We start from the raw sequence: 18887 nt of genomic DNA, 5'->3' as shown, positions 1-18887 counted from the left end.
GTCTGCATTCCGGTAGCTGAGCCTGTGGCTTTTTTGGCGTTAAAATATCATGTAAGAACTATTTCCGTCAGCAACAGAAACGTGTAACATGGAGTTATAGGTATAAAACGACAAAATTAGACGTCTCTCGCCATGGGGGCGGAAGGATTACATAGATGAGAAAACACTGGATTATACTTACCATTAGCTTTATATGTATTGTTGTCTTTCCTCTGGGATCCATTGTACAAACGTTAATTATCGAGCGCGGCAACCCTCATGCGAGGGATGGGGTCATGGACCTGACCAGCTGGAACTTCGACAGGCATGGGGCTGCATCCCTGAATGGTACGTGGGATTTCTATCCGGGTCAATTGTTGACGCCCGTTGATTTTGAGGCGGATGTATCCGGACGCAAGCTGCTTTCCAAACCTCTACCTATCCATGTTCCATCCCGATGGAATGGGACTCTTGGAGAGGCGCACGGGTATGGGACCTATCATCTGCGTGTTCGAATTCCCCAGAGATTAGAGAAGAACGATTACGGAATTCGCACTCAAAATATCCGTATGGCTCATCGTTTATTTATAGATGGCAAAGAGATTGGCGGCAAAGGGCTGCCAGGTACAACACGAAATACCGACATTCAGCTCAATTTGCCTTTTACAGGATTTACTTCCATAGAAGGCGACGTTGCAGATATTATCATTCAGGTATCCAATTACAGCTACTCGTCTGGAGGCATTATTGCATCCATTTTGTTCGGGGACGAGCACAGCATTCTGAAGAGCCAACAGCAGGACTGGCTCAAAGATCTCATGACATTGTTCGGATTTATTCTTCCAGCGGCCTTCTTTCTGATGCTTTTTCGTCTGCGGCGCAGTGAAAAAGAGCTTCGGTATCTAGGGTTATTCAGCCTGTCCGGTGCAATGTACGCATTAACTCATGGAGAGAAGTTGCTGGGAACACTGTTACCGTTTTTACCGAATAATGATATTCTGCGGCTTCAATTACTCAGCGCGGCTCTTGCGTATTATTACTTGCTACGTTATATGGATGCACTTGTACCTGGAGCGGTACATCAATGGTTTGTTCGCTTGGGTGTGGTTCTGGTAATAGTCCAATGCGTGGTAGGCCTTACATTGTCTCCTGTTCTATTCTCATTGTTGGAGCTGCCTATGCTGCTGATTTCACTGGTGGTGATTGGTTACACGCTGCGAGCCATGATCCATTGGCTGAAAAAGCAACCGAACGACGGTCATTTTGTCCTAATGAGCATGATGAGTATATTTATGGTAGTTGTGCTGCACACCGTTGGTGCTTTCACCACCGTGGATACGACATTTCTTGCGCTGTATGAGCTTCTGTTATTCGTCTTTGCACAGATGATTCTAACAGCGACCAGGTTCGCACAATCATTCCGTGAAGTTGAAGCGTTGTCTGAACGTTTGCTTGCAATTGACATTCTCAAGGATGAGTTTATGGCCAATACGTCACATGAACTGAGAACTCCCCTACACGGCATTATTAATATTGCTCAATCGATGCTGGAAGGGGCGGCTGGAGCGGTCACACCCAAGCAGGCCAAAAATCTGTCCATGATCACCTCAACTGGTAAGCGGCTTTCACTGCTGGTAAACGATATTTTGGATTTTTCCAAGCTCAAAAATGGTGAAATTAAATTAAAACGGAGTGCTGTGGACCTCGAGTCCGTTGCCCGAACGGTCGTTGAAGTCTCTGGTTTTACCTTTGAAGATAAACCGATTGTGCTGATTCAGAAATGGCCTCCAGCGTTGCCGTTGGTTGAAGCTGACGAGGATCGCCTAAGGCAGATTCTGTACAACCTGCTGGGCAATGCGTATAAGTACACGAAGCAAGGTGAGATTCGGCTCTATGCCCGTGTGGATGGAGCTATGGTGACGGTATCTATCGCCGATACAGGTGTTGGTATTACCCCAGATAAACTGGAAGACATATTTCAGTCTTACGAGCAGGGCAACGGAACAAGTGAGAGGGTTAACGGGGGAACTGGTCTTGGACTGAGTATCACTCGCAAACTGGTCGAGCTTGGGGGAGGGACCCTCTGGGTAGAATCGGAGCCAGGTGAAGGTTCGACCTTTCATTTTACCCTGCCTGTTGTGCAGTATCCTTTGCTGCAAGCGAGTTCGAGGCCTGTTGCAGCCCAATATGTATCTACCCAAGAAAGAAGAGCGCAGGATACGGCAGCAGCAGTGGATTGGGATGAGACGGATGATAATCTTGAAGCAGAGCATACCATTCTGATTGTGGACGATGATCCTGTGAATCGACAGGTATTGTTCAATCTTCTATCAACGGAACGTTACCGTGTCATTGCAGCGGATAGCGGGGCAGTAGCACTGAAGCTTCGTGAAGAACACCCCTCCATTGATCTTGTCATTACAGATTGGATGATGCCGCAAATGTCCGGGCTTGAGCTGTGTCGCAAGCTGCGTGAGAACAGCTCCTTGTCCGAGCTGCCTATTCTTATGCTGACAGCTCGCGGGCTGCCTGAGGATATCAAAATGGGGTTCCAGGCAGGAGCAAATGATTTTCTGAGTAAACCTGTGGATGCAGGTGAACTGCGAGCCCGGGTAAGGACGTTAATTGAGATGCGTACCTCGGTACAGGAAGTTATTCGTACGGAAATGGCCTTTTTGCAGGCTCAGATCAAACCACACTTTTTATATAACGCGCTCAACGTCATTATTGCAACTTGCGCCGTCAATCCGGATAAAGCGACAGATTTGCTTATTGAACTGAGTCACTACCTGCGGGGAAGTTTTGACTTCCAGAACCGCGACCAACTGGTTCCACTTGCGAAGGAACTGGAGTTAGTGGAGTCCTACGTTCATCTGGAACAAGCTCGATTCGAGGAACGTTTGGTGGTCCATTATAATATCGACCCAGATGTGCGTCTTTACCTGCCACCACTCAGTATTCAACCACTTGTGGAGAATGCGATTCGTCACGGGGTGATGGAGCGTGCTGCAGGCGGCACGGTTAACCTTGGTATTACCAGGGAAGATGAGCACATCGTCATTGTGGTACAGGATGATGGAGTAGGCATACCTCCTGAGCGTTTGGCTCAAGTAAGTTCAGGGCGAACTGAAGGTCCTGGAGGTGTAGGGCTACAGAATATTAATCGACGCCTGTTGTCTATATATGGTCAAGGGCTGGAGATTCAGAGTCATTCGGGGAAAGGAACGCTAATACGGTTTCGCATACCTGTGGAGAAGAAAAATGGTTCCAAATAATGGGCCGAGCTGGGCGGATTTGGTTAACAGACTATTAAGCGGGTGCCAAGATAACCGGTATTCCCATTGAATAATTCACGGCAGGAGGCTGGAATAGCGATGAAAGCCATTGTAATCGATGATGAGAAACCGGCGCAGCTTCATCTGGAGCGCCTGTTACGATCGGATGGGCGGATTACACCCGTGCAGTGTTTTTCAACAGCCCGTGCCGGTCTGGATTTTCTGGCAAAAGAGCGTGTGGACGTAGTGTTTCTGGACATTGGCATGCCGGAAATGAATGGACTGGAAGCGGCTGAATATATACAGCAATTGGACAGCAGTATTCGCATTATATTTATAACGGCTTACGCGGATCATGCGGTTGAAGCCTTCGAACTTCAGGCGTTGGATTATGTGCTGAAGCCGGTAAGTTCAGTGAGGCTTGGCAAAACGATCGATCGCATTGCCGCAGGGATGATAGCCTCATCCCCTCAGGTTGCTGCAACTGCTGAGGTTCAGGAATCTGAGGCTGTGGAGTTGGATACCCGCGTGCCTGGATTGCTTACTTTTAAACATCTGGATATCTACAGAAGTCTGGATCAGGAAGCACAGAAGCACAAGTGGCGTACAGCCAAATCGCAAGAACTGTTTGCTTTTATGTTTCACCATAGAGGGGATTGGGTAAGCAAAGAGATTCTGCTCGATAAGCTGTGGGCGGATGTTTCGCAAGAGAAAGGGCTTACGCATCTGCATACTTCCGTTTATCAGATACGCAAACTGCTGAAGGAATGGAACATGACGGGCAAACTGGAGTACAACATGAACCGCTATCGTTTGTTATCGGGTAATCTGGTGAGTGATGTAGAGCAATTCGAGCAAAGTATGGCCTATGATACCGTTACGTCAGACAATGTCGATCAACTGCGGGATATCGTCCCGCTCTACCGCGGTGATTATCTGGAGGAGCATGATTATCGCTGGGCTCAAGCCAAAGCTAGAGAACTGAAAAGTAAATATGTAGGACTGGTTATGGATATCGCCGAATGGGACACGAAGCATGGACGGAGCAAGGAAGCGATGGAGCAATTGAACGAACTACAGGAACGGGAGCCATATGCAGAAGAGATCTGCCGATTAATGATGAGAGTATGTGCATCCATGGGTGATCAACAAGCCATACTCAGAATATATCATTCATTTACGCTGACCCTGCTTGAAGAACTGGGACATCAACCGGAGCAGGAGACAATCAGGCTGTATGAAGATTTAACGGCAAAGTAGGCAGAAGTTCAGCAGGAGGATGAAGCATGAAGTTATTCATACATCGCAAAGATTTGCGTACAGATGATCTAGTCGCATTCGATTATTTGCGGAACCAGGATGCAGAGAGTCTGCATGTGCTCATCTATGATCCATTTCTGCTGCGGCAAGGTCGCGAAGAGGAACATAGCGGAGTGAACTTTCTACAGCATGCTGCTGAGCTTGGTAAGCGGTATCGCGAGTCAGGCCGCAAGCTGCACGTCCTTTATGGCAAACCAGCTGAGGTGATTGAACATATCCTCGATCGGATGCAAAGTCGTATAGATGAAGTTGTAGTTCATCGGGATATGACCCCATATGCAATCGAGCGGGATCGTGGAATACGTAAGGTAACGGAGGCACGAGAAGTCACGTTTACGCAGCTGACGGATCATTTGCTGATGGACCTGAAGGGGTTCGCTGATTATACGAGTAAGTCCGAGCCTTACAAAGTATTTGCTGCCTTCCACCGACGCTGGGTGGAATTCATGAATGAGCATCCTAATCCAGCTTCAACCACTACGGTTGCGGATGTGCAGGTCAGTGATCAGCAGATAGAATGGCCGGAGACCTTCCAGGTGCCACCTCAATTGCTGTCATATGATGTATCGGATTTGGAGGAACCTCATCAATTGTTGGATGGTTTTTTATCTGACAGAATTGCCGATTACGGAGACCATCGGGATGAATATGAAGCTTATGAATCGAGTCGGCTCAGTTCTTATGTAGCAGTGGGGGCTGTTTCCATCCGTAAGATGTACGATGCTGCAAAACGCACGGAGCATTCGGATGAATGGATCAGACAATTGTGCTTCCGCGACTTCTATCTGTATCGGGCCGTATATGAGAGTCATTATTTTACATATGAAAAAGTTTATGATCTGTCGGCGCTCAGCGAGGTCCACTTCGAACGGTGGTGCAAGGCCGAAACGGGCATTTCGATTATCGACGCAGCCATGACGGAACTGAATGAGACTGGACATATGCCGAATCGGCTTCGTATTCTGACCGCGATGTTCCTTACCAAAAATCTGCGATGTCCGTTCACGCTGGGAGAAGCGTATTTCAGACGTAAGCTTCGTGACTATGACAATATTCAAAACCGGGGCAACTGGCTATGGTGTGCATCACTTGGCGAGAATGCAGCTCCATACTTTCGGGTGAACAATCCGGTGACACAGTCAGAGAAGTATGATCCCCAAGGGGATTACATTCGCAAATGGCTGCCTGACCTGAAGGATTTGCATAGCAAAGAGATTCATCAGCCTCGGCAGGGTGCAATTGTGGATCTGAAAGTCTCAAGACAATCGGCTATTGAGGTCTATAAACAAATTCTGGCCAGTCGTCAGCATTGAAGTTTACCATTTTCATCCCAGTGAACCAACAATATTTTCTACAGATACGAAACATGCTCACAGGCCGCGTCATAGCGGTCTTTTTTACATATATATACATGAAAAAACTGTGAAACATGTTGAAAATTTAGGAACTTTTAAGAATTTGGACTACCCATCTTAAGCTTTATGCTTTTTAATAGATAGTGAGCTTATCGTATTAAGTCATCTTAGACATATCAACGAAACATATTAAGGAGAAACGCTAATTATGAGTGAAACAATCAAAAGAGAGCGAATCCCAGAGCTGAATCTCGTACGGGCAATGGCTATCATCGGCGTGCTGTGTGTGCATTCCACTTCATATGCGACGGTGGACATGACAGGTTCAGGGTATTACTGGCTGTACAATTTTATTAATATTTTTATGAAATATGGTACACCAACGTTTATTTTCATGAGCAGTTTTGTACTGTTCTATAACTATTATTCTCGCCCGCTCGATAAGAAGCTGGTCAGCAACTTTTACAAAAAAAGATTTGTTTACATTTTACTGCCGTATTTCTTATTTTCATTAATGTATTTTGTAATCCTGCACTTCACGCATTATCAGGGCCGTCCGTTCGGTGAATCAGCGGTAAGTTTCATAACGAAACTGTTCACGGGCAAGGCGTATACGCATCTGTACTTTGTATTTATCAATATGCAATTTTATCTGTTATTCCCATTTGTATTGTGGCTGCTCAAGAAATATCCCTCAGTCGTTAAATGGTCGGTACCGATCGGGCTGCTCATTCAGTGGGCATTTATCGTAAGTAATAAATATGGCTTCCAGGTGCCGAACAAGGGAAGTTGGGCGTTCTCGTACTTCTCCTATTTCATGTTGGGAGCTTTTATAGGAGTATATTTTCCGAAGATTAAACAATGGTTTGTCATTAGTCGGGAAAATGCAACCAAGGCTCGTGTAGTTTCATGGATTTTGCTGTGGGCGGTTTGGATTTTTGCCGGACTCGGCCATGTATACATTTATTATCTGTTGCGTCTGAAGATTGCGACGTATAACACGCTGTGGTACGAGTTTTTCTGGAATCTGCATACGTTCGCCTGTGCGCTGGTGCTCATTCAGATTGCGTACCTGCTTTATCGTAAAGGACCATCGCTGATCGTTAAGCCGCTCAATCGGCTTGGGGCACTGTCCTTCGGTATTTATTTGATTCATCCATTCTTCCTCTTGGTCTATCGGAATTATCCACCACAAACCGGGGTTTCCTGGCTGATTCACCTGTGGTACGCCGGAGGTTTTGGTGTGGCATTGATCGCATCGTGGATTGTGGTTGGACTCACTGCAAGATTCGTTCCATTTGCATGGGTGATTTTCGGCAATTTGCCAAAACCAAAGCCACGTCTGGTACCGCAACAAAACTCCGGACAACTCGACGTTCGTTAAAAGTTTTACGCCAATATAGGAATAATAAACCGTTTCTTGGTCGACCATTAGGGTTGAGCAGGAAACGGTTTTTTTGATTGCCGATTTGCTTCATATATAGGGAACGGATGTTTCTTTTTTATACGCGAAGGGTAATGAGAAGGCGGAACACATTTATTTTTTATAAGCAGAGAACTTTAAGAACAGGATTAAGGTGAGAACAATGACAACATGTGAACAATGCGGGAAACCGATGCAAGATATATTGGAATACGTGGAACACATCCTTCACGAATGCGTGGGGCAGACGCAGGAGTACAAGACAAAAGACTATGGGACATCTGGCTATGAGTGTGTTGGCGAGCAGATGTGATACAATAGAAAGAAACCGGATTCATACGGAACCGAGGTGACAACATGGAGATGGGCTCGGCCCCTTTCCGGCAGGAAATGACGGAACATGAAGCGCAACTGACCAAGACATGTATGTACTGCGGGCAAAAGCGTCCTTTGTCCGAATTCCGACGAAGAACCGGAAAGCGGGCTGGCCCTGGAGCCAGACGTGGCGCTTGTCGCTACTGTCGTCAGCTCGGTGGACAAGCGGATAACAATAACAACTCACTCCGGCCTGCGGATGAGGCGGTAAAGAGTCATAAAGGTGATGGGGCTGCCCGGCCTTCTGCATCTGCAAGTCATACAGCAGAACGGAGCGTCGATACAGCAAATGGTACGCCTTCTATTGCTGCTACTTCAGAAAGAAATGGGGAGTCAAAGCCGTCCGTAACTTCATCTTCTTCGGTGGAAGGTGAAACGGCTGACTTCGTTGCTTCTTCAACTGTTTCTTCGCCTTCGGGCAACCGCAAGAAGAGGAGAAGGAGGAGAAAGGCGAAGCGCCCAGAGCTGCAGTCTGGTATAGAGCAAACGAAATCACTCTCCCAAACTGCCGAGGAGAGCGAGACTGTAGATCAGCCGCAGACGGGGGCTGATCTGCAAGACAGGGATTCGCAGGTGCATACAGCGAATGCTGATCCATCTGCGAAGCGTGCCCGCGCGCGTCTAGCCGCTGGCACGGATCAGGCCGCCGAGCAGGAGATTGCGGCGGCCAAGGCTCTGCTGCCAGCTAAGCCGAAAGGCCCGGCAGCAGAGCCAGGGGCTGCGGATCAGCCGACCGCAGCCAAGCGCAAACGCAAGCGGCGCCGCAAACGTGCTGCCGCGCTGCCGTCCGGCGCAGGACAGGCCCGCAGCATAGCTGAGGCCAGTGCGCCGAGCCTGAGCGACCGTGGCGATGCCTCGGTCGCCGGCCCCCCGGCAGCGGCCGCACAGCCTGCCGCTGCTGCAAAGCCTGTGCCCGGCCAAGCACCGGGCACGGCCATGGAGGCTGCGCCTCCTGCACCCGTGCGCCAGCCAGACTCGCCCGGGTCGAAGCCGCGCCCGGCACAAAAGGAGCGTGCGCCTAAGGCGGGCGGCGAAGACGCAGCCCGTGCCGGATCATCCGGGCAGCGGGCGCCAGCGCATTCCAGCCGCAGTCATGGGGCTGGAACGGAAAGCCGTCCCCGCCGTCATACGCCGGCGGTGCCTGTAGCGATTGATCCGGAAGATCCGGCATCGCTTCGGACGAACCGGCAGGGTATGGTGCGCATGCGGGGCAAGACGGACAAAGGGCGGCGCTGGCATCAGGAAGTGGATATGGAGCTGGCGGTCACGCTGGTCAAGGAAAAGGCCGCTGTTGTGGTTAATCGGTACACGATCCGCCGATTGTTTAGCAACAAGGATTTCAAACGGTTTATTTTGACCCGTGATAACTATACCTGTTACTTCTGTGGATCGTATGGAGATACGATTGACCATCTTCTGCCGCGAGCCAAAGGGGGGCATACCACCCCACTTAACTGTGTCTGCGCCTGCAATCTGTGCAATCAGTCCAAAGCAGCGATGGATGCCGAAGAATTCATGCGTTCCGGTATTCCCGAGTGGAATGCTGCACATCAGGAAGAGCTGAATGAATTGGCAATGCAGGAAGCTCAGCTAGAATAAACGGTCAAGCGAAATACTGCCCTAAGCTTGTTCACCAATGGTTTCAAGCGGGTATCCGATATATAGAGCACATCAAGACTGAACAGGTCCGGGTGTGCTTTTTTGTTTTTCAGCGTCGCTGGTGAAATTTCTTCAAATTGACAACGGTACAGCGCTCATATGTACGTTATACTGGGGAGAAGTGAGTCGTGAAACTTCACATCGGTTTACCAGATGTATTTTATAATGGGCACCACATCTTTAGAAAATTTGAACTGTATAGATTGGAGGGAAGCAGATGAACCCGGCATCTTTGGACATCATGTCCTATATTACGGAAGAGAATATTCGTTTCTGGCTGGAGAAGTTTCGCTCCCTGGGCCCTTTACCGGGAATTTTGCTTACCTTTATGAAATCGTTCGTGCCCCCGCTGCCTACACTGCTCATTGTTGGGGTTAACGGAGCAGTGTACGGGCTATGGGCAGGATTTTTATATTCATGGATTGGGATGGTACTTGGCTGTACCGTTACATTCCTGATTGTACGAGAGATTGGGAAGTCGGCTTTCGTGGAACGTTGGGCCAATAAACCACGTGTGCAGCGCAGTATGGTATGGATTCGGCGGAATGCATTCAGTTATGTGTTTTTGCTGAGTATATTTCCAGTGGGTCCGTTCGTGATTATCAATGTTGCGGCAGGTATCGCGCGGATGAGGTTAATGTCCTTCCTGCTTGCTGTGAGTTTTGGCAAAGCCATTATGATCTTCTGTGTGACGTATATTGGTTCCAATGTAGCTCAGTTTATGGAACACCCTGTGCGGTGGGGTGGCGTGTTGCTGTTTATCGCGATATCCCTGTGGGCAAGTCGGAAGCTGGAGCGGCATTTCACCCGTTCGTCATCCAATCGTGAGGAAATGAATGATCTGAGTCACTCCTCTGGAAAGTCTATTTCATCGTAAACTTACGATGATACACATACGTACGTTCGATTTTGAATGAGTTTAATCGGAGATGACCATATGTTCAGACTGTTTAGAGGGGGATAAGCATGATTGACAATGTCTTTGATTTTGAAAAGGAGCTGCACCTTATGAATGAGGATGAGCTGCGTTCACTATTGCGTATGCTTTATCTCATTGCAGAAAGGGAAATCAGCGTTCAGTCGGCGGAAGAACATTCTGATCAGTTTGCAACAAAAATTCAGTCGATATTTAATACATTGGACGAGAATCGGAACCGGGAGAAAGCTGAGAAACAGGCATTGATGGCACAGAAACCACGTGAAATTCATATAGCGATTGGAGAATCGCCGCTAGGTAGCATTAAGGTTGCGATGGGCAAGGTTCCAGGGCGCTCGGAGCGGCGGTTTTTCTCTATGAATGACTACTATGCCATCGGTCCATTGGGCGATTTGACGAACAAGGCGGATTTACACCGCAGGCACCTCTGGCTACTTGAGAAACTTTATTTGAGTGAGCATGGAAGCTACGCCGTCCAAGACATGGATGAGCTGATTCAATTAAACAGCGTAGTGAGTTCAATTGATGAAGATACGCGAATCACCATCTGGTATGGGAATAATGCTCATGAGAGAACAGGGCTTTTATATGCCATGTATTTGCTGCGTAACAGGCTGGGGCCTATTTATTTGATCGAAACAAGTGCATTATATCAGGAATTATTTAATAATTCTGAAGTTCAGCATGATGTTCTTAGAACAGCTGAAATTTTTTCTGAGAAGTTGTTATCGATGTGGCAACACTGTGTGAATGCTCAACCGTTATCTTTGGAGAAACGCAAACACATGGAGCAAGAGTGGGTGGATTTGGCTGTACAGCCAGGGCTTCTGCGCTTAATGAGGGATGGCAAGATTCAGAGCGTGCCCGAAAACGCGATCGATGAGTACATTATGCAGAAGGCCAGAGAGCTTACGCTAACCAGACAGCCTGGCGAGTTTATAAAAGCAGCCCGCGTCGTAGGTGAGGTGCTGGGCCATCTCGAACAAGCTGTCGGAGACGCATTCATTGAATACCGTGTTCGACAGTTGATCATAGAAGGACGGCTTGAGATGGAAGGGAAGCCACATGCCATGCGATTCTACAGTGTGAGGCTCCCCCAGTAACCGAAATATGGACTCTTCCCGGTAGTTTTTTTATCCAGGAGCAGTCCATTTATTCTTTCATGTCTTATTCTGATTCCATAACTCCAATAGTGGCCCCTCTTGCCCATAGACTGGATCTGTATCCGGGATGGGAACCTCCTGAATTTCACGCAGAACTTTGGGTCGCTCTCCCGGTTCACCCGTTCGTGTATTATAGCTCTTGCCATCTGGGTAGGCCCCTGCAATGCGGAAATCCAGGCTAGCACTCAGCCGCTTATGTCCGGTTCCCGCAGGTAACACGACGACATCTCCTGCCTGAAGGCGCACAACCTTTCCATGTTCCCCACCAAGGATGAGCTCAACCCAACCACTCACCACTGCAAGTACTTCGTGAGCATTGCTGTGATAATGATGATAATCAAACACACCGTTTATCCAGCTGTTTCCCCATCCGTTTTGGTTCAGCAACGACTCCGCACGAGAGGGATCTGTTGCCCATATTCCCTTATACAGAAGTACAGGCAGACTCGGATGATTGGGGATCACACCATCGTCCTGGAATAACATCGTCTGTACATTGTTTATGTCCTCTTTCATCGTAAATATCACCTCTCTATGGCATTACCCGTTTATTTCTGGAGAAGAACAAAAAACAATTGTAAAATGATACAAAATGTATCACTATAAGGTTATAATCAGAACATAGACTCTCTTCAGTGAACTTGTTGTATTAATCCAAGGGGGAATGTGCTTGAATATTGTCATTACAGGGGCTTCTGGATTTGTAGGATTTAACCTTTCTCAGTATTTGGCGCAAAAAGGACATCGAATCACCCTGGTGGACCAAGATGATTATTGTCAGAGGCTTGTTCACAGCTCCCCACTTCATGAGATGGCTTTTATCTGTTGTGATCTCGCGAAGGACAGATTCAGCTTGCCGCACGAAACAGACTATATTATTCATCTGGCAGCGATGCCACACGTAGATTATTCGTATCATCACCCCGGAGAAGTGTTTCGTAACAACACCCTCAGTACACAGGCCATTCTGCAATACGCTTCCGATCACCATATTCCCGTGGTGCTGGCTTCATCCGTTGAGGTATACGGAGGGGAGATGGGCAGAGTGTATCACGAATCCGATGAATATGCTCCGGTATCCCCATACTCCGCTTCCAAAGTAGCCTGTGAGATGCTTGCACGATCCTACGCTCAATGTTACCAGCTTCCTGTAAAAATATTTCGTTTAACCAATCTCTATGGACCTTGGCAGTTGCCGGACCGGATTATCCCGCGTAATTTTGGCCGAATGATGGACGGCCTTCCTCTGGATATTCAGGGATCAGCTGTACGTGATTTTCTGTATGTGGATGATGCGCTGCGAGCGATTGAACAGATTATGCTGAATGGACAAGATCAGCAGATCTATAACATTTCGACAGGGCAAGGAACGACCATGCAAGAGATCGGAGATCATTTGCAACAATTGCATACTTCTAATGGAACGGCGGAGATTCGGGAGCAGGAGCCCACCCAGTCCAGAGGTTCGAGTCTGGTCGTTCACTCTGGAAAGTTACGATCAGAGACCGGATGGTTCCCCCAGACGACCCTGGAGCAGGGGCTGGAGCAGACCTTTCGATGGTATCAGGAACATCCCGAATGGGTAAGACAATTCAACCGTGAATATCACACGACAAGAGAAGCACGCAGTTTTATTATCGATATGGCGAGATATGCAGTTCCGGCTATCTAAATAGGACAAAAAAAGCCAGGGAAGGGTGTAGTGAATAACACCTTCCTTGGCTTTTTTGCGCCCCCGTCGAATCCCGGCTTTCAACCGATATGGATATGGACGGTCGGGCAAAGATCCTATATTTACTGCACGAATCGTCGTGCATGTTCACGTTTAACGAATGGATCTAGTGATGTTTTTTTACATCAGCAATTTTGTCCTGCACAGCACCTTTGGCTTTGTCTTTTTTACCCTCAGCCTGAAGGGATCTGTTGTTAGTTGCATTACCGATCTGATCCTTCACTTCGCCTTTGGCCTTGTTGACGCCTGCTTTAATTTTATCGCTAGTTGAATTACTCATATCGAACATCTCCTTCGTTTCTGGTGTAGTCCTTATTAACCGGGATGCCCACATTCTAAACGTTCGCTAGTTCATGCGGGCAGAAATTTGTTCTGAATATTCTGTCAGAAATGAGCTTAACGAAGAGTCAGTATAAGTATAGGCGTTGCAAGTAGCGTGCTTCATTAAAGAAATGAGAGGATGTTATGATATGAGCAATTATATTGGAAATGGTGCATATTGCTACGCTAATTCAGCTTCAATGCTGCTATCGTCCATTGGAGAAAAGGTAAACCCTGGTCTGCTTGAAACCGTCGGTGGCTTTTCACTAGGGGCCTTTCGAACGCAGGAAGACCTTCTCTTTTTCGATAACTGTACCTCTAGTCCTGATCTGGCCATCAGCAAAGCGATGAGCGTTCTGGGATTTAGTGTGCGTGAAAGTGTGCAATCACGGGGTACAGAGATGCCTGTAGATGAGCTAAGAGAGGCTTTGAAGCAGGGTCCTGTGATGATGGGGCCGCTGGATATGGGCAAACTCGTCTATAATCCCAACTCTCCCAACCTGGTTGGTTGCGATCATTATGTAGTGGCGTTGAGCATGGAGGGTGATGAAATATGCCTGCATGACCCGGCTGGATTTCCGAATGTCTTCCTGACATTGGATACACTTGAGGAAGCATGGAAGTCTGAATTCCCGTGGAGTAGCGGTGTGTATCGACGATGGTGGTGTCCTGAACGCATTGAACAGCCTGATCTGGAGGAGGTTAACCGCCGCGCTTTTACTTGGTTCAAATCAAGCCTTACAGAACAGCTCCATAACATTGCTGCTCAGGAAGGACGAACAGGAGCTTCGGCCATTCTGCATAAGGCGGAACAGGTTCGTGCTGGAGCAATCGATGGTAATGAGTGGGCTCATTATGTGTATTTTGCTCTGCCAGTAGGCGCGCGTCGTGCCCATGATTTTGGCTTGTTTTTTAAAACAATCCATCCTGACCTTTCTGCTTTGAAGTACGCACAATCCCGCCAATTCGGGGAATGCCAATCCCGTCTTGCCTCCCGGAACTGGGAGGCTGCTGCGACAATCATGGTGGCACTCGCGGAGACGGAAGCCATGATCGAAGCTGCTATTTTGAAGATGGAGTAATGGAAGTGAAGCAAGGCTATAAGAAAGGGAGATACACATGGATGAATTAGCTGACAATCGCCATATCAGGCTAGAGGAAGATGAGACATTTGAAAGTCGGCAAAAGGAGTCGGACATCGCGCTTATCCAACGAGCCCAAACTGGGGATACAGAGGCCTTTGGTGAGTTGATTCACCGTTACCGGGGGCAATTGTTCCGTTATGTGCGAGCACTTACGCATGATTCTTATCTCGCAGAAGACATTTTACAGGATGGGCTTATTCGTGCGTTCATTCATATGAGACAGCTTCAGAATGCTGACCGTTTTATGGCCTGGATGCAGCGCATTGTGCGTAATCAGGCGTATTCACATATGCAACGCCGAGAGCAGCAGCGGGAACAACACTTTTCTTCGTACTTTGCATTTAGATTTGGAGCCGATGGTGCCTCGTGGAGCGATCAAGACTCGCTCGACATGACGCTGAACCATCTTTTGAATGACACCGATCGGAGATCGCAGGAAACAGGCTATGATCCATATCAAGCTGTTGCTCAGCAGGAAATGAGGAACAATCTCCACAAGCTGCTGGGTTGTCTGAATGAGAGAGAGCAACAGGTCTTTGCATCGTATTGGATGGAGCAGCTGTCACCGCAGGAAATTGCCTGCAAATTCAATCTGACGAGTGCCAATGTGTATCAAATTCTGTCCCGTTCACGTAAAAAAGTGTCGCAGCTTCATATTCATTTATCCGTAGAAGAAATGCTGGCAGAGTGGCATTCAATCGGACAAAATCGATTGATTTTGGAGGAGCCCCTTTCGTTTCGGACTCCCCACACCTGGAACTCGGCAGCAGCATCCATTCACGAGATGTTAGGTTATATCGGTTCATCTCCATCTCTCCCCATGGTTATGGGGATGAGCGGACTTTCTTTTCGTCTGACCATCCTGCCTCAGGACATACATATCGCTGGACCCACCGCCTATAACTTCAAAGAGGTGCTTACCAGAGGATTGCAACATATGGGCTATCGTTCCCATGCGGTTGAGGCTTTGGCGAGCGAAGCGGGGCTCAATGCCAATCTGGTCGATCCTTCGATGCTAGAGGAGAAAGCGAAGGGGAAAAGGTTGCTAAATCCAAGGTTAGTTCGTGCCCTCTCCCTAATTCGTTACTCCATTCATCGGGGAATTCCGGCCGTAGTATGGGACCTCAATATTCCCGAATTCGGATTGATCTATGGCTATGATGATACAGCCCGGATACTATACGGCACAGATTTCATTAAATCAGGAACAATTCCCTATGATCATGTAGGGCGGGGTGTGAATCAGGAAGTATTTGTACTGGCAGCGGAATCAGATGGCATGATACGAGAAATGGACCTGCGCGCAGCACTGACAGCTGTTTTGGCTCATTATCGTGGGGAGGACCCGTATACCTTGCCGAACACAGTCAGTGGTCTTGCTGCTTATGCGGTCTGGAGAGAAGCCCTAGAATATAGACGGGTAGAGCCGAACGGTCATGCCTATAACATTGCGGTTTTGTGGGATGCAAGACGTTATGCAAGTGAGTTTTTCAAAGAACTTTCTGTAAAGTGGGCTTCGACTCCCCGCTATTCCAGCTTGATTCCATTCTGTCTTCAGGCGGAAGAGTTATATCGAAACATGTCCCAAAGGTTAAATATGCTCAAGCAGTGTTTTCCTTTTCCAGATGGAGGACTGCCTAATGAGAAGCTTCATGCCGATCAGGCTATCTCGATACTTCTGGAGGTGGAGGAATTGGAGCGGGCTGCTGTCATTGTAATAAAAGCGTTGCTTGAAGAAATGGATCAGCATTCCCCAGAAATTGTTATGGTGTGACCTACATGTAACGATCAGATCAGGCAAACAGTGAAAGAAATATCAGAAGGCAGGACGATCCGTCAGGCGTTCTTTCTGACTTTTTTGCTTTCATACCCGGATAGGTTCATACTTGAACAAGAAATGATGTCATTTCAGGAATAAGGCTGCACCCCTAGCTGCATAATAACGACAGTGACCAATTTCGTTGCATGAAATTCATGGTTTTGGAAAACAATTCCTGAAAAATTCAGTTGAAAAAATCCTTCCTTGTGTACATATCGCACATATGGTCATATGTGATCTTGTCTTCATACCACATGTGGTAGGATTACGGATCTGGGACAGGAGAATAATCGATTTTAATCCGACCGCAATGCTTGACAAAAAAATCGATTTTGTTACAATGTTCACAATATCTTCACAAGTGTAAAAAATTTCTTTTTCATGTTCATGTGTAAGAGGTGTAATATAGGGGTATAGAGTTCGGTTTCGGCCTGCTTGTCGTTTTGCGTCAACACATGTTGTCCGCAATAGACCCAAGATACAATACACGATGTGGGAACGGCCCTTGGGCTATGCTCATTCTATTGTGTGAAATTTGGTACATTTAGTTGTATTGGATGTATTTGTGGTTCGGCTCTGCTTGACAGGCATCATGAAAGTCGCGGACTTCTATCCCAAAGTAAAGGAGGACTTTCTCTTATGTCACAATCGCCTACTCAACAAGAGGTGCCGGTTACAGAAGGTGCCGACGTTTCCCAACGCCAGTCCTTGGACGTACTGGATCAACTGATGAAGCCTGAGGTACAGGAGTCTCTGACCGTTCTGGTGGAGAACCTGCCTAAACTGGCTGAAATGGTCACTGCAATGACCAAAGCTTATGACTTTGCACAAAGCGTAGCTACAGACAAAGTTCTGATCAGCGACACAATGAGCGCAATGGGCGAGTTTGCTAAACCTGTTGTAGACAAAGCTAAGGGTGTAGCTTCTGCTGCCATCGAAGCAAGTGATCGTGCGCAAGCCGAGCAAACTTCGGTTGGTTTGTTCGCTATGCTCAAAATGCTTAAAGATCCAAACGTACAACAAACGCTGCGTTTTGCTCAATCATTCCTGAGCATCCTGAACGAGCGTCAACAACAGCAACGTTAAGATTAGAAGAACGGAGGATGGATATGTCGAAGCAAATTTTGATCTTGGGCGGAGGTTACGGTGGTCTGTTGACTGCGCTGACTGCGCGTCAATACCTGACACCGGAAGAAGCGACTATTACAGTCGTGAACCGTTACCCTACGCACCAAATTATTACGGAACTGCACCGTCTTGCAGCAGGAAGCATTGCTGAAAAAGCAGTTGCCCTTCCACTCGAAAAATTGCTGAGTGGTAAAAATGTGAACTTGAAAATCGATACGGTGGATACAATCAAGCCGGACGAGAAAAAAGTTCTCATGACCAGCGGTTCTACTTACTCTTACGATGCACTCGTTGTTGCCTTGGGCAGTGAAACGGCATTCTTCGGAATTCCGGGATTGCAGGAGTACAGCTTCACGCTGAAATCCGTTAGCGATGCTAACCGCATTCGTGCACACGTGGAAGCTCGTTTGGATGCTTACAAACAATCCGGCAACAAAGCAGACGCTACGTTTGTTATCGGTGGCGGTGGTTTGACAGGTATCGAGCTTGTTGGTGAATTCGCTGACCTTCTTCCGGCTGTATGCCAAGAAAAAGGTATCGACTTCAAAGAAGTTTCCCTGTACACGGTTGAAGCAGGTCCTTCCATCCTGGCAGGATTCCCGCCAGAACTGGTTGAGCGTGCAAAATCGAGTCTGGAAAAACGTGGCGTTAACTTCATCGTTGGCGTAGCGATTACCGAAATGAAAGAAAATGAAGTTCTGCTGAAAGACGGAAGCTCGATCCCTACGAACACACTCGTATGGACAGGTGGCGTTCAAGGTAATGCAGTTGTTGCCAACAGCGGAATTGAAGTGGATCGTGGCCGTGCGAAAGTTACGGAAGTACTGCAATCCACATCTCATAAAGACGTGTTTGTTGCTGGTGACAGCGCAGTGGTCTTCCCTAGCGAAGGCGCTCGTCCATACCCTCCAACAGCACAATTGGCTTGGCAAATGGGTGAAACCATTGGTCACAACTTGGGCGTAATGTTCAAAGGTGGCGCAATGGAATCCTTCACACCAGTATTCTCCGGTACACTGGGAAGTCTGGGTCGTAAGGATGCTGTCGGCATGATCGGTGGCAACCAGACTCGTCTGAAAGGTCTGCCAGCAACCATGATGAAAGAAGCAAGTAACATCCGTTACCTTGCTCATATTCACGGTTTGTTTGCACTGGCTTACTAATACCTGTATGCCATGCAGCAGAAAGGCACCCCACTTGGGGTGCCTTTTTTTATTTTTAACCAGCATCCGTTTGGCATAGGGGCTAAGTTCCAT

Annotated in this window: 14 protein-coding genes; 12 read left to right on the top strand and 2 right to left on the bottom strand. The window is 47.8% G+C overall.

Going from position 1 to position 18887, the window contains the following annotated elements:
* The first annotated feature begins 155 nt into the window (after positions 1–155).
* From G3352_RS08450 to G3352_RS08420, 7 genes are all read left to right on the top strand, one after another.
* Positions 156–3254 (top strand): hybrid sensor histidine kinase/response regulator, encoded by a 3099-nt coding sequence (locus tag G3352_RS08450; protein WP_163755660.1) that lies wholly within the window; start codon positions 156–158, stop codon positions 3252–3254.
* 99 nt (positions 3255–3353) lie between these two features.
* Complete coding sequence (locus tag G3352_RS08445; protein ID WP_163755658.1) at positions 3354–4514, top strand: response regulator; 1161 nt, start codon at positions 3354–3356, stop codon at positions 4512–4514.
* Between the two features lie 26 nt (positions 4515–4540).
* Positions 4541–5887, top strand: a complete 1347-nt coding sequence (locus tag G3352_RS08440; RefSeq protein ID WP_163755657.1) for a cryptochrome/photolyase family protein — start codon at positions 4541–4543, stop codon at positions 5885–5887.
* A gap of 250 nt (positions 5888–6137) precedes the next feature.
* Positions 6138–7313, top strand: a complete 1176-nt coding sequence (locus G3352_RS08435) for an acyltransferase (RefSeq protein ID WP_163755654.1) — start codon at positions 6138–6140, stop codon at positions 7311–7313.
* Positions 7314–7742: 429 nt separating this feature from the next.
* Positions 7743–9326, top strand: coding sequence for an HNH endonuclease (locus G3352_RS31565; RefSeq protein ID WP_345940741.1), 1584 nt, complete (start codon positions 7743–7745; stop codon positions 9324–9326).
* Between the two features lie 277 nt (positions 9327–9603).
* The gene (locus G3352_RS08425) at positions 9604–10263 is read left to right on the top strand and encodes a TVP38/TMEM64 family protein (protein ID WP_163755652.1); all 660 of its coding nucleotides are present in this window, start codon (positions 9604–9606) and stop codon (positions 10261–10263) included.
* A gap of 89 nt (positions 10264–10352) precedes the next feature.
* Complete coding sequence (locus G3352_RS08420) at positions 10353–11426, top strand: DUF1835 domain-containing protein (protein ID WP_163755650.1); 1074 nt, start codon at positions 10353–10355, stop codon at positions 11424–11426.
* A gap of 57 nt (positions 11427–11483) precedes the next feature.
* Here G3352_RS08420 and G3352_RS08415 read toward each other — a convergent pair whose 3' ends face one another.
* Entirely contained in the window at positions 11484–12002 is a 519-nt protein-coding gene (locus G3352_RS08415) for a cupin domain-containing protein (RefSeq protein WP_163755648.1), read from the bottom strand.
* Positions 12003–12150: 148 nt separating this feature from the next.
* On the opposite strand from G3352_RS08415, the gene G3352_RS08410 reads away from it, so the two are divergent.
* Entirely contained in the window at positions 12151–13158 is a 1008-nt protein-coding gene (locus G3352_RS08410) for an NAD-dependent epimerase/dehydratase family protein (RefSeq protein WP_163755646.1), read from the top strand.
* Between the two features lie 166 nt (positions 13159–13324).
* Here G3352_RS08410 and G3352_RS08405 read toward each other — a convergent pair whose 3' ends face one another.
* Entirely contained in the window at positions 13325–13498 is a 174-nt protein-coding gene (locus G3352_RS08405; protein WP_064506464.1) for a CsbD family protein, read from the bottom strand.
* A 190-nt stretch (positions 13499–13688) separates the two neighbouring features.
* On the opposite strand from G3352_RS08405, the gene G3352_RS08400 reads away from it, so the two are divergent.
* From G3352_RS08400 to G3352_RS08385, 4 genes are all read left to right on the top strand, one after another.
* Complete coding sequence (locus G3352_RS08400) at positions 13689–14621, top strand: hypothetical protein (protein WP_163755644.1); 933 nt, start codon at positions 13689–13691, stop codon at positions 14619–14621.
* Between the two features lie 37 nt (positions 14622–14658).
* Positions 14659–16458 carry an RNA polymerase sigma factor gene (locus G3352_RS08395; RefSeq protein ID WP_163755642.1) on the top strand — a complete coding sequence of 600 codons (1800 nt, stop codon included), beginning with the start codon at positions 14659–14661 and terminating at the stop codon, positions 16456–16458.
* A 684-nt stretch (positions 16459–17142) separates the two neighbouring features.
* Positions 17143–17589 carry a DUF1641 domain-containing protein gene (locus tag G3352_RS08390; protein WP_024629786.1) on the top strand — a complete coding sequence of 149 codons (447 nt, stop codon included), beginning with the start codon at positions 17143–17145 and terminating at the stop codon, positions 17587–17589.
* 23 nt (positions 17590–17612) lie between these two features.
* The gene (locus G3352_RS08385) at positions 17613–18794 is read left to right on the top strand and encodes an NAD(P)/FAD-dependent oxidoreductase (RefSeq protein ID WP_076287362.1); all 1182 of its coding nucleotides are present in this window, start codon (positions 17613–17615) and stop codon (positions 18792–18794) included.
* Positions 18795–18887: the final 93 nt, after the last annotated feature.

It is taken from the genome of Paenibacillus sp. ALJ109b (genome assembly GCF_010747435.1).
Classification (GTDB): domain Bacteria; phylum Bacillota; class Bacilli; order Paenibacillales; family Paenibacillaceae; genus Paenibacillus; species Paenibacillus taichungensis.
Note: the sequence above shows the minus strand (reverse complement) of the source record. Positions and strands in the feature narration are given on the sequence as shown.